The sequence below is a fragment of the Paracoccus sp. BR5-17 genome (genome assembly GCF_055693925.1).
Genome location: NZ_JBVFUV010000005.1, coordinates 113,002 through 125,370 on the forward strand (window position 1 = coordinate 113,002; position 12,369 = coordinate 125,370).

General features: G+C 67.6%; 12 protein-coding genes and 1 pseudogene. 11 read left to right on the plus strand and 2 right to left on the minus strand.

Annotated features, from left to right (window positions below; all coding sequences use genetic code 11):
- Positions 1-95 precede the first annotated feature (95 nt).
- From pobA to ACZ1HC_RS16700, 11 genes and pseudogenes are all read left to right on the plus strand, one after another.
- Positions 96-1,265: a 4-hydroxybenzoate 3-monooxygenase gene (gene pobA / locus ACZ1HC_RS16650; RefSeq protein ID WP_472701089.1), complete on the plus strand. Its 1,170-nt coding sequence runs from the start codon at positions 96-98 to the stop codon at positions 1,263-1,265.
- Entirely contained in the window at positions 1,265-2,053 is a 789-nt protein-coding gene (gene pcaD / locus ACZ1HC_RS16655; RefSeq protein ID WP_472701090.1) for a 3-oxoadipate enol-lactonase, read from the plus strand. The genes pobA and pcaD overlap by 1 nt, the downstream gene beginning before the upstream one ends.
- Positions 2,046-2,450 (plus strand): 4-carboxymuconolactone decarboxylase, encoded by a 405-nt coding sequence (gene pcaC / locus ACZ1HC_RS16660; RefSeq protein WP_472701091.1) that lies wholly within the window; start codon positions 2,046-2,048, stop codon positions 2,448-2,450. The genes pcaD and pcaC overlap by 8 nt, the downstream gene beginning before the upstream one ends.
- Entirely contained in the window at positions 2,447-3,169 is a 723-nt protein-coding gene (pcaH, locus tag ACZ1HC_RS16665; protein WP_472701092.1) for a protocatechuate 3,4-dioxygenase subunit beta, read from the plus strand. The genes pcaC and pcaH overlap by 4 nt, the downstream gene beginning before the upstream one ends.
- A gap of 1 nt (position 3,170) precedes the next feature.
- Complete coding sequence (locus tag ACZ1HC_RS16670) at positions 3,171-3,863, plus strand: protocatechuate 3,4-dioxygenase subunit alpha (RefSeq protein ID WP_472701093.1); 693 nt, start codon at positions 3,171-3,173, stop codon at positions 3,861-3,863.
- A gap of 22 nt (positions 3,864-3,885) precedes the next feature.
- On the plus strand, positions 3,886-4,722 hold the full coding sequence (locus ACZ1HC_RS16675; protein WP_472701094.1) for a 3-oxoadipate:acetyl-CoA acetyltransferase: 837 nt from the start codon (positions 3,886-3,888) through the stop codon (positions 4,720-4,722).
- Positions 4,722-5,981: a lyase family protein gene (locus ACZ1HC_RS16680; protein ID WP_472701095.1), complete on the plus strand. Its 1,260-nt coding sequence runs from the start codon at positions 4,722-4,724 to the stop codon at positions 5,979-5,981. Before ACZ1HC_RS16675 ends, ACZ1HC_RS16680 begins: the two co-directional genes overlap by 1 nt.
- Before the next feature lie 27 nt (positions 5,982-6,008).
- On the plus strand, positions 6,009-7,037 hold the full coding sequence (locus ACZ1HC_RS16685) for a TRAP transporter substrate-binding protein (RefSeq protein ID WP_472701096.1): 1,029 nt from the start codon (positions 6,009-6,011) through the stop codon (positions 7,035-7,037).
- Positions 7,034-7,579 carry a TRAP transporter small permease gene (locus ACZ1HC_RS16690; protein WP_472701097.1) on the plus strand — a complete coding sequence of 182 codons (546 nt, stop codon included), beginning with the start codon at positions 7,034-7,036 and terminating at the stop codon, positions 7,577-7,579. Before ACZ1HC_RS16685 ends, ACZ1HC_RS16690 begins: the two co-directional genes overlap by 4 nt.
- Positions 7,576-8,896: pseudogene (locus tag ACZ1HC_RS16695) on the plus strand (TRAP transporter large permease). Before ACZ1HC_RS16690 ends, ACZ1HC_RS16695 begins: the two are co-directional and overlap by 4 nt.
- 158 nt (positions 8,897-9,054) lie before the next feature.
- Positions 9,055-10,074, plus strand: a complete 1,020-nt coding sequence (locus ACZ1HC_RS16700) for an acyltransferase family protein (RefSeq protein ID WP_472701098.1) — start codon at positions 9,055-9,057, stop codon at positions 10,072-10,074.
- A gap of 262 nt (positions 10,075-10,336) precedes the next feature.
- On the opposite strand, the gene ACZ1HC_RS16705 is transcribed toward ACZ1HC_RS16700, so the two are convergent.
- Both ACZ1HC_RS16705 and ACZ1HC_RS16710 read right to left on the minus strand, forming a co-directional pair.
- Positions 10,337-11,662 (minus strand): hypothetical protein, encoded by a 1,326-nt coding sequence (locus tag ACZ1HC_RS16705; RefSeq protein ID WP_472701099.1) that lies wholly within the window; start codon positions 11,660-11,662, stop codon positions 10,337-10,339.
- Positions 11,663-11,667: 5 nt separating this feature from the next.
- Entirely contained in the window at positions 11,668-12,276 is a 609-nt protein-coding gene (locus tag ACZ1HC_RS16710; RefSeq protein ID WP_472701100.1) for a polysaccharide biosynthesis/export family protein, read from the minus strand.
- Positions 12,277-12,369 lie beyond the last annotated feature (93 nt).

A 12,369-nucleotide genomic window follows, 5' to 3' on the forward strand; every position in this document is an offset into this window, starting at 1 on the left:
CTGGTAACTATCCCGGCCGTTATCTCATTTTACCTTGCGGTTTGCACATGCGATCATGGTCCCGCGGGCGGGGTTCGTTGCCGGGGCTGGGGGTCATGCGCACACAGGTTGCCATCATCGGCGGCGGACCGGCCGGCCTGCTGCTGGGGCAGCTGTTGCACCGCCAGGGCATCGACGCCGTGGTGGTGGAACGCAAGACCCGCGACTACGTGCTGGGCCGGATCCGGGCCGGCGTGCTCGAGGCGGGGCTGGTGCGGCTGGCCGAGCAGGCGGGCGTGGCCGGCCGGCTTCATGCCGAGGGCCATGTCCATCACGGCACCTGGATCGCCGTCGAGGGCCGGATGTTCCATCTGGACTTCAGCGGGCTGACGGGAACCGCGGTGGTGGTCTATGGCCAGACCGAACTGACGCGCGATCTTTACGACGCGCGCGAGGCCGCGGGCCTGCCGACCGAGTTCAGGGCCGATGACGTGGCGATCCACGGCGCCGATACCGACAGCCCGCACGTCACCTTCAGCCGGGACGGCGCCGCCCACCGCATCGACTGCGACTTCGTGGCGGGCTGCGACGGCTTCCACGGCATCAGCCGCCAGACCATCCCCCTGGCGGCCCGGCGCGAATACGAGAAGACCTATCCCTTCGGCTGGCTGGGCGTGCTGTCGCGCACGCCGCCGGTCCATGACGAGCTGATCTATGCCACCTCCGAACGGGGCTTCGCGCTCTGCTCGATGCGCAACGACAACCTGTCGCGCTACTACATCCAGTGCGCGCTGTCGGACCACCCCTCGGACTGGAGCGACGCCGCCTTCTGGGCCGAACTGAAGCGCCGCCTGCCGCCCGAGACGGCGGAGCGGCTGGTCACCGGCCCCAGCATCGAGAAATCCATCGCCCCGCTGCGGTCCTTCGTGACCGAGCCGATGCGGTGGGGCCGGCTGTTCCTGTGCGGCGACGCCGCCCATATCGTGCCGCCCACCGGCGCCAAGGGCCTGAACCTGGCGGCCAGCGATGTCCATTACCTGCACGACGGGCTGGCGCGGTTCTATCGCGACGGGGACGGGTCGGGGCTTGACGCCTATTCGGAACGCGCCCTTCTGCGGGTCTGGAAGGCCGAACGCTTCAGCTGGTGGTTCAGCGGGCTGTTGCACCGCTACCCGGACATGTCGCCCTTCGACCTCAAGATGCAGCAGGCCGACATCGCCTTCCTTCGCGACAACCGGGCCCAGCAGCAGGCCTTTGCCGAAAACTATGTGGGATTGCCGTATTGATGGACAGCATGCGCGTGAACGGGGTCGATCTGCATTTCGCCGACCAGGGGCCGCCGGACGGCCCGGCGGTGGTGTTCTGCAATTCGCTGGGGACCGATCTGCGGGTCTGGGACGCGCTTTTGCCGCACCTGCCCGCGGGGCTGCGCATCCTGCGCTACGACAAGCGCGGCCACGGCCTCTCCGAGGAGACGCCCGGCCCCTATGCCATCGAGCAGCTTGCCGACGACGCCGCCGCGCTGATGCGCCAGCGGGGCCTGCCGCGCGCGGTCTTCGTGGGCCTGTCGATCGGCGGGCTGATCGGGCAGTCGCTGGCCGCGCGCCATCCGGGCCTGCTGGCGGGGCTGGTCGTCTCGAACAGCGCGGCCCGGATCGGCGAGGCGGCGATGTGGCGCGACCGGATCGCCGCGATCCGCGCCGGGGGCCTGGCGGCGATCGGGGCCGCGACGATGGAACGCTGGTTCTCGGCCGGGTTCCGCGACAGCGGCCGCGCCGGGCCCTGGCAGCGGATGCTGGAGCGCCAGCCCCTAGAGGGCTATGCCGCCTGCTGCGAGGCCATCGCGGCGGCCGACCTGCGCGACGCGGCGCCGGCCCTGGACCTTCCCGTGCAGCTGATCGCGGGCGGGCTGGACGGGGCCACGCCCCCCGACGTCGTTCGCGCCACGGCGGACCTGATCCCCGGCGCGCGCTTCGACCTGATCGAGGAGGCGGGCCATATCCCCTGCGTCGAGACGCCCGGGCGCCACGCCGCCATCATCACCCGCTTCCTTCAGGAGATTGGCCATGTCTGACCTGCACGACAGGGGAATGACCGTCAGGCGGCAGGTCCTGGGCGATGCCCATGTGGACCGCGCCGAAGCCGCGAAGTCCGACTTCGACGGGCCGTTCCAGGATCTGATCACCCTGTCCGCCTGGGGCACGGTCTGGGCCAGCGACGCCATCAGCCGGCGCGAACGCTCGATGCTGACGCTGGCGCTGCTGGCCGCGACCGGCAATTTCGAGGAAATCCCCATGCATATCCGCGCCACCGCCCGCACCGGCGCATCGCGCCGCGACGTGGCCGAGGCCTTCCAGCATGTCGCCATCTATGCCGGCGTGCCCTGCGCCAACCACGCGCTGAAGCTGGCCCGGCAGACCTATGCCGAGATGGATGCCCAGGACGCCACCCCCGCGAAAGGCCAGCCATGACGCCCGCCGAGTTCTATCAACGCGACCGCCGCCTGCATCCGCCCGCGCTGACGCCCGACTACAAGACCTCGGTGGCGCGAAGCCCGCGGCTGTCGATGATCTCGCTGGAAAACACCGCAAGCGAGATCACCGGCCCGACCTTCGGGCATGGCGACATCGACCCGATCGACAACGACCTGATCAAGAACCATGCCAGGACCGGCGATCCGATCGGCGAACGGATCATCGTCCACGGCCGCGTCCTGGACGAGAACGCCCGCCCCGTGCCCAACACCCTGGTCGAGATCTGGCAGGCCAATGCGGGCGGGCGATACCGCCACAAGAAGGACAGCTACCTGGCGCCGATCGACCCCAATTTCGGCGGCTGCGGGCGCACGCTGTCGGACGCGGACGGCTATTACTTCTTCCGCACCGTCAAGCCCGGCGCCTATCCCTGGCGCAACTGGGTCAACAACTGGCGGCCCGCCCATATCCACGTCTCGGTCTTCGGGACGGCCTTCTGCCAGCGGCTGATCACCCAGCTTTACTTCGAGGGCGACCCGCTGATCGCGCAATGCCCCATCGTCCACACCATTCCCGATCCCGACGCCATCCAGCAGCTGATCGCGCGGCTTGACATGAATGCCAGCGTGCCGCTGGACTGCATCGCCTACAGGTTCGACATCGTTCTGCGGGGCCGCCGATCGACCCTGTTCGAAAACCGGCTCGAGGGGAACTGACATGCGCCAGAAGCTGGACTATCTGCGCGAGACCGCCTCGCAGACGGCAGGGCCCTATGTCCATATCGGCCTGGCGCCCGGCGCCGCAGGCTTCGACATCTACCGCGAGGAACTGGGCCGCGACATCGCCGGGCCGAACGCCAGGGGGCAGCGGATCCGGGTCGAGGGGCTGGTGATCGACGGCATGGGCAGCCCCGTCAGGGACGTGCTGCTGGAGGTCTGGCAGGCCAATGCCGACGGCATCTACCCCACCCCCGGCGGCGCGCCGGTCGAAGAGGGATTTCGCGGCTGGGGCCGGGTCATCACCGATTTCGACACCGGCGAATGGTCCTTCGAAACCGTCAAGCCCGGCGCCGTGGCCGCGCGCCATCCGACGGCCTCGGGCGTGGCCTCGCGGGTGATCGGCACCCATCCCGACTGGATGGGCCGTTCGGACGAGGCCGCGGCCCGGATGGCGCCGCACCTGAACCTGTGGCTGGTGGCGCGCGGCATCAATGTCGGGCTGAACACCCGGATGTATTTCCCCGACGAGCCCGAGGCCAACGCCGCCGATCCGGTCCTGAACCTGATCGAATGGGAAAGCCGCCGCGCCACGCTGATCGCCAGGCGGGGGGACGACCGGGACGGCCTGCCGGTCTATCGCTTCGAGATCCGCCTGCAGGGGGACGCCGAAACCGTCTTCTTCGACATCTGACCCCCCAACCGCGGACCCTTCCATGACCGATCCCTGCATCATCTGCGTCGCGATCACCGGCTCGCTTCCGACCAAGGAGAACAACCCGGCGGTGCCCATCACCGTGGCCGAGCAGATCGAATCCACCCACGAGGCCTTCGAGGCCGGCGCCACGATCGCGCATTGCCACGTGCGCGACGACGAGGGACGGCCGACCTCGGACCCCGAGCGCTTCGCGCGCCTCAAGGAGGGGCTGGAGCGGCACTGCCCCGGCATGATCGTGCAGCTTTCGACCGGCGGGCGGTCGGGGGCCGGGCGGGCGCGCGGCGGGATGCTGCCGCTGCGGCCGGACATGGCCTCGCTGTCGGTCGGCTCGAACAACTTCCCGACCCGCGTCTACGAGAACCCGCCCGACCTGGTGGACTGGCTGGCCGCCGAGATGCTGGCCCATGACGTGAAGCCCGAGATCGAGGCCTTCGACCTGTCGCACATCTTCAAGGCCCACCAGATGTGGCAGGCCGGCCAGATCAGGGACCGCCCCTACGTGCAGTTCGTGATGGGGGTGAAGAACGCCATGCCCGTGGACCGCGAGGTCTTCGACTTCTACATCCGCACCGTCAGGCGGCTGTTCGGGGACGACGCGCCCTGGTGCGCGGCGGGCATCGGCGCGCAGCAGCTGACGGTCAACGACTGGTCTGTGGCCGCGGGCGGCCATGCCCGCACCGGGCTCGAGGACAACGTGCGGCTGGACCGCGAGCGGCTGGCGCCCTCGAACGCGGCGCTCGTGCGGCGGGTGGTCGATCTCTGCGCCCGATACGCCCGCCCCGTCGCCACCTGGCAGCAGGCCCGCGCCATGCTGGGCCTGCGGACGGCAGGCTGATGCTGACCGACGGGCTGTTCGGCGACCCCGCCCTGCAGGCCGTCATGGACGCGCCCGCCCAGATCGCCGCGATGGGCCGGGTCGAGGCGGCCCTGGCGCGCGCGCAGGGGCGGCTGGGCATGATCCCCGCCGAGGCCGCAGCCCGGATCGCGGCGGTCGCGGAAGGCTTCGCCCCCGACCCCGCCACGCTGACCGCCGCGGCGGCGGCGGCGGGCATTCCCGCCCAGGCCTATGTCGCCGCGCTGAAGGCGGCCTGCGGCGACGACGGCGCCCTTGCCCATTACGGCGCCACGTCCCAGGACATCCAGGACAGCGCGCTGATCCTGCAGCTGCGCGACGCCCTGGCGGCGATCGAGGATCGCCTGGCCGCGCTCGACCGCGAACTGGCGGACCGGGCCGGGGCCTGCGGCGCCCAGCCCATCGCCGCCCGGACCCGCTTCCAGATCGCCGCGCCGACAACGCTGGCCGCCAAGATCGCGGTCTGGCGCGCCCCCCTGGCGCGGCATCTTGCCCGGCTGGGGGAACTGCGGCCCCGCCTGCTGACCGTCTCGCTGCACGGCGCGGCGGGGACCGGGGCGGCCTTCGGCGCAGAGGCCGACGCCCTGCGCGCAGAGGTGGCGCGCGCCCTGGGCCTGGGCTGCGCGCGGGTGCCCTGGCACGCGGCGCGCGACACGGTGGCGGAACTGGCGGGCTGGCTGTCGCTGGTCACCGGCAGCCTGGGCAAGATCGGCGCCGACCTGATCCTGCTGGGCCAGTCCGAGATCGGCGAGATCAGCGCCGGCAGCGGCGGCGGATCCTCGACCATGCCGCAGAAGTCGAACCCGGTGGCGGCCGAGGCCCTGGTCAGCATCGCCCGCCTGAATGCGGGCGGCGCGGGGATGATGCACGGGGCGATGATCCACGCCCAGGAACGCGACGGCACGGCCCTGGGCGTGGAATGGCAGACGTTGCCCGCGATGGTCGTGCGCACCGGCGCCGGCCTGCGCCTGGCCCTGGATCTGGCGCGCAGCCTGCGGGCCCATCCGGGCCGCATCGCCCGCACCTTCGAGACCGACCGCGGCGCCATGCTGGCCGAGGCCGCGGGCTTCTACCTGGCGCGCCACATGCCGCGCCCCGAGGCCCTGCGGATCGTCGCCGAGGCGCTGCGCCGGCTGGCCAGCGGCGACGCCGACACCCTGGCTGCGGCGCTGACGGGCCTGCAGCCCGGGCACGACTGGGCCGCCATCCTTGCGCCCGGCCGCCATACCGGCCAGTCTTGAGCAATCACCAAGGGGGAGGAAGACCAGATGACACGAACGGCCCTGCTGGCCACCCTGGCCGCGCTTTGCCTGGGCACCGCCGCGACGGCGCAAGAGGTGACGCTGCGCGTCCACCACTTCCTGTCGGCGGACGCGCCGATCCAGACCGGCGTGCTGGAGCCCTGGGAAAGGATGATCGAGGAACAGTCCGGCGGGCGGATCGACGTGCAGATCTATCCCTCGATGCAGCTGGGCGGCAGGCCGCCGCAGCTGTTCGACCAGGCCCGCGACGGGGTGGTGGACGTGGCCTGGACGCTGTTTGGCTATACCCCCGGCCGCTTCCCGGTGTCCGAGGTGTTCGAGCTGCCCTTCCTGTCGGGCAGCGCCACGGAAACCACCGCCGCGCTGCAGGAATACCAGGCGAAATACATGGCCGAGGAGCTGGCGGGCGTGCATCCGCTGCTGATCCACGCGCCCTCGGCCTACAAGCTGCACACCAAGGACAAGGCCGTGGCCTCGCTGGCCGATCTGGCCGGGCTGAAGGTCCGCGCGCCGTCCCGCACCATGACCGACGGGCTGAACGCCCTGGGCGCGACCGCCGTGGGCATGCCCGTCCCCGAGGTGCCCCAGGCGCTGACCACCGGCGTGATCGACGGCGCCGTGATCCCCTGGGAGGTGTTCGGCAGCCTGCGGATCGACGACGTCACCCGCAACCACACCGAATTCGGCACCGAGAACGGCGGCCTGTCCTCGGCGGTGATGGCCCTGGTGATGAACCAGGCGGTCTATGACGGCCTGCCCGACGACCTGAAAAAGGTCATCGACGACAATTCGGGCGCGGCCCTGGCGGCGCTTGCCGGCAAGGCCTTCGACGAGGCCGAAGCGGCCGAGCGCCAGAAGGCCGTCGATGCCGGCAACACCATCACCGTCATCCCCGAGGAAGACCTGGCCGAATGGCGCGACGCCAGCCAGCCGGTGATCGATGCCTGGGTCAGGTCCATGACCGAGGCGGGCCATGACGGGCAGGCGATGCTGGATGACGCGCGCGCGATGCTGGACAGGGCGCGCGCGCCGTGACGCCGGGCGGGGGCGACGACATGGCCGGCGCGGCAGAGCCTTCGGAACGGGCCCTTCCGGTCCCCGTGCCCGGCTGGCTGGCCGCCCTCTGCCGTGTCTTCGCCGCCATCGGCGGGCTGGTGGTCCTGGCGATGATGCTGATGACGGTCGCCAGCGTCGTCAGGCGGTCGGTCCTGGGGGCGCCGGTCCCCGGCGATTTCGAACTGGTCGAACTGGGCAGCGCCGTGGCGATCTTCTGCTTCCTGCCCTGGTGCCAGGTCAGCGGCGGCAACGTGCTGGTCGATTTCTTCACCAGCAAGGCCAGCCCGCGCGGCAATCACCTGCTCGAGGCCCTGGGCGACCTGCTGTATCTGCTGATCGCCGCGCTTCTGGCTTGGCGGCTGTTGCACGGCGGCGCCGAGATGCGCCAGTACGGCGAACAGACCATGGTGCTGGGCATCCCGCTGTGGTGGGCCTTTCCCGTCATCATGCCGGCCATGGCGCTGCTGGTCGCGACCTGCGCGGCCACCATGATCGGCCATCTGCGGCAGGCCCGGACATGACGGGGATCGGCGCCGGGCTGACCTCTTTCGCGGTGCTGCTGGCGCTGATGGCGCTGCGCATCCCCATCGGGGTGGCGATGCTGGCCGTGGGGCTGGGGGGCTATGCGATGTGGACGGGCACGGCGCCGCTGCTGGCCTTCCTCAAGACCTCGACCTACTACCAGTTCTCGACCTATTCGCTGTCGGTCATCCCGCTGTTCGTGCTGATGGGCGAATTCGCGACCAAGGCGGGGATGAGCCGCGCGCTGTATCGCACGGCGGCGGCCTTCCTGGGCCATCGCCGGGGCGGCCTGGCGATGGCCTCGATCGGCGGCTGCGCGGCCTTCGGGGCGATCTGCGGGTCGTCGCTGGCCACCGCCGCCACCATGAGCCAGGTCGCCCTGCCGGAAATGCGCCGCTACAACTACAGCGGCGCGCTTGCCACCGGATCGCTGGCGGCGGGGGGCACGCTGGGGATCCTGATCCCGCCCTCGGTCATCCTGGTCCTCTATGCGCTGATGGCCGAGATGAGCATCGCCAGGATGTTCGTGGCGGCGATGGTGCCGGGGGTCCTGGCGGCGGCGGGCTATATGCTGGCGGTCGCGGTCTTCGTGCGCCGCAACCCCCAGGACGGTCCCGCCGGTCCCCGCGCCGGCTGGCCGGAACGGCTGGCCGCCCTGCGCGAGACGTGGTCGCTGATGCTGATCTTCGCCCTGGTGATCGTCGGCATGTATCGCGGCTGGTTCACCCCCACCGAGGCCGCCGCCGTCGGCGCCTTCGGCACGGGCGTGCTGGCCGTCCTGCATGGCGGGATGCGCCTGCGCGGCATCGCCGACTGCCTGCGCGGCACGGCCGGAACGACGGGCATGATCTTCCTGATCCTTCTGGGGGCCGAGATCTTCAACGCCTTCCTGGCGCAGACCCAGACGCCGATGATGCTGGCCACCGCGATCCGCGATCCGGGCCTGTCGCCCATGATGATCCTTCTGGCGATGCTGGCCCTGTATCTGGTGCTGGGCTGCGTCATGGATCTCGATGTCGATGCTGCTGCTGACCATCCCGATCTTCTACCCGATCATCGGCGGGCTGGATTTCGGGATGCCGCGCGAGGAGACGCTGATCTGGTTCGGCATCCTGGCCGTCGTCGTGGTCGAGGTCGGCCTGATCACCCCGCCGGTGGGGATGAACGTCTTCATCATCAACGGCATGGCCCGCGACGTGCCGATGATGGAAAGCTTCCGGGGCGTCCTGCCCTTCCTGATCAGCGACATGATCCGCATCGCCGTGCTGGTCGCCTTCCCGGTCATCACCCTGGGGCTGGTGCGCGTGCTCGGCTGACGGCCGCCGGGACGCGGCAGGGACTGTCGTAAGATCGCCCGCTCTTTTTCTCTGAGGTGGCCGAACCAAGTCATGCAGCATCAACAGGTGCAAAGCCTAGCCCGTCCAAGGTAATGCAGGCTATAGTGTGGCGTGACCTGTAGCTTTTAGAGCATGTGATGACAGCAAATATTCAACCCGACGCAGTGCGCCTTCATCATCTTGATAATCTGCGGGTATTTTGCATGATTTTTGGGGTCTACTACCACGCGGCAGCCATGGGCGAGTTTGGCTGGATCGAGAAAGCAGCAGCATTGTCACCCATTTTCAGGATGGAAACATTTTTTTTCGTATCTGGATACTTTGGAGCAATGCTTCTGGCACGGTATGGCGCCAGGGAATTTCTTGAAAATAGAACTGCCGGTCTGGCTCTGCCATTATTGTCGACTTTTATTCTAATAAACCCTGCGATTATATATTTAAGATACGGTTTCCTTGAAAACGTTCCTTACGGCAGCTATACCTTCAACCAAGCACTGCAGTCTGTTCTTGATAGTCGATGGGACGGGCCAGAACTACATCTGTGGTTTCTGCTGGTCCTCATTATTTATGTATTCTTGTTGGCATTAGTCATAAATATTATCCGGTATTATGCCTCTTTGCTCGATTCAATATCTGCTAAAAAATTGGCTATTGGATTTGCAGTGGTTTATGTTGTCTATATGTTCATCTACGCTATCTTCAGTAGGAACTATCCATTGCCTCGGCTAGCTACACCAATTTTCTCGCACCTTCCTTTTTATCTTGCTGGAGCAGTAAGTTATCATTGTCTAGCTCTGCGAAAAGCGATGCAGACGCCGAATTTGGCTCTTTTGTTGATGGGAATTATTGCAGGCCTATTTATCTACCTATACCGTGGTCCTGGTTGGGGCCCTGCGGGCAGCTTGGCAAAATATTTCATTTCTGTGATCCTTGTCATCACAGCTAACTGGATCTTCTGGAGATTTTTCTCGAGCAGCAACCGGGTAAGCCGGGTTCTTTCATCTTCAATTTATACAGTTTATCTTGTTCATCCGCTACTGCTGTATATATTGGCTTGGGCATTTGATAAAAAACTTGGCGATGTCAGTCAATTAAATTTCATCGCATACACTTTAGTTGCAATAACAGGGGGATTCTCATTCATGTTCTTCTTGTAGACCGTGTGGCTGTTCTGCGCTTGATGTTCAATGGTAAAACGCCTGCGCGTTCGCCCGTGTTTAAGAACTTTGACAGGCTTGTCCTCCGGCCAACCAGTCATCTGAAAGATATCTTTAGGCGCTAGTCATTCATCAAGCCTGTTGATCAGGACGATCGTCGCCTGACGCGTGTCAGTTCTGCGGGAAGGGCGGCCAGGATGTGATCAGGGACCTCCCTTCCGGCCCCGGACCGGGCGGCAGCCGGGCCGCTTAGGCTGGCGGGTCAGGGCAGGAAGCTGAAGCTGCGGTTCACGCCGACATAGATGCGTTCCTCGTCGTCGCTTTCGTCGTCGCTGTCCTGGCTGCGGATCACGTTGGCGCCGGCGACCAGGGAAAACTCGTTGGGCAGGGCGCGGCTGTAGTTCAGGCCGAAGGACACCGACCGCGCATCCTCGCTGTCGCCCGACTGCACCTCGCTTTCGCGATAGCGGATATCGGCGGCGATGCTGGACACCTCGGAGATCTGGCGGCTGTAGTTGGCGGTGATGTCGGTGTTCAGCGCCTCGTCCCCGTCGTCGTCGGTGACCGCGCTGCGGCTGAGCGAGGCGCGCAGTTCGGACAGCCGGGTGATCTGCTGGACATAGGCGATCTGGAAGATCGGGTCGTAGTTGTCCCGGAACCGCGTCACGCCGACCTGGCCCGACAGATCGAAGCGGGGCAGATCCAGGCTGCGGCCCAGGGTGAGATCCTCGCGCCGCCCCGCCGTGCCCGGCTCCGAGGCGAAGGCCAGCGACCAGTCCCCCAAGGGGCGCGAGCGGGTCAGGTTCAGCCGGACCGAGGGGCCTTCGGCTTCCTCTATCGAGCCGTCGGTCTCCTCGCGCCGGATATCGGTGCGGGCCAGTTCGACATCCAGGTTGGTCAGCTTGTCCACCTGCAGCGACGCGCCTGCGCCATAGCGGTCGGCCCGGCTGTCGGTCACGTCGCCATCCGTGCGGCTGACCTGGGCCAGGATGCGGGCGCGGATCAGGGGCGTGGGTTCCAGATAGAAGGTGACGTCGCCGCGGCGGGTCTCGCTGTCGTCCAGGTCCGGGTCGGTGGTGCCGCTGTAGTCGCGCTTCAGCCAGGACAGACCGAACTCTCCGCCCAGCCTGGCCTCGCGGCCGAAGACATAGGTCAGGCGCGCATCCGTCTGCGCCAGCCGCCCGTCGTCGAGGGTGACGAATTCGTTGCTGAGGTCATCGAACAGGATTTCCTCGTCCAGGTCGTTCTCGCGATAGCGCAGTTCCGCCTCGATGGCGGAGTTGCGGGCGCCGCGCCGCAGCAGCAGGCGGGCCTGGGGATCGCCCAGGGCGAAGCTGCTGTCCTCCTCGGGGTCGTTCAGCCGGAAGGGCGCTGACAGCGAGAATTCCAGCGTCTGCACCCGGGTGCCGGTGCGCAGCAGCACGTCCACCGGGGTGATGCCGATCAGATCCCCGTCCTCGACCGCGATCTGCTGGCCCAGGGTCAGCCGCGCCTCGGGCGCGGCGGGGTCGGCCTGCTGGGCCTGCAGGCCCAGAGGCAGCAGGGCCAGAAGCCCCGCCAGACCCGCCCCGTTGCCCAGGCGCCGCATCCCCGTCACTCGAACAGGCCGCGTTCGGGAATGATGATGACGTCGCCTTCGGCCAGCACCGGATCGAGGTTGATGCCCGCCCCGCGCATGATCGCGGCATAGTTCACGGTGATGACCTGCCCCGGCCTCGAGGCGCGGCGCAGCTGGATCCGCTTGGTGGCGGCGAAGGGCGTCAGCCCGCCCGCCTGCGACAGCGCCTGCAGGAAGGTGGTGCCGGGCAGGACCGCCTTGGGGCCCGGCGCGCTCGCCTCGCCCATGATGTAGATGTTGACCACGTCCTGGACTTCCTCGGTGGGCAGGACGGGTTCGATCAGGGGCGTGGCGGTGACGAAGACCGTGGGGGGCGAGGCCAGGACGCCGGCAAGCGCCTGGCTGATCTGGCTGCCCACCGTCGTCGGCGACTGGCCCGCGACGCGGATGCTGCCCGCATAGGGGAAGTCTATGGTTCCGCTGGGCAGGACCACCAGGGTCCGGTTCAGCGACGGATCCTCCAGCACCTCGATCGACAGGCGGTCGCCGGACTGGATGCGGTATTCCTGGGCCGCGGCCCCGGTCGTCCACGAAAGGGGCAGGCACAGCGCCAGTCCCATCAGCATACGCAGCAGGATCGTCATCACCCCGTCTCTCCCCTTTTGCCGACGATAGCCCATGTCATCCATTGCCTTGCACCTTTTTCGTTTGATCGACCGTGAACAGGCGCCGGTCGC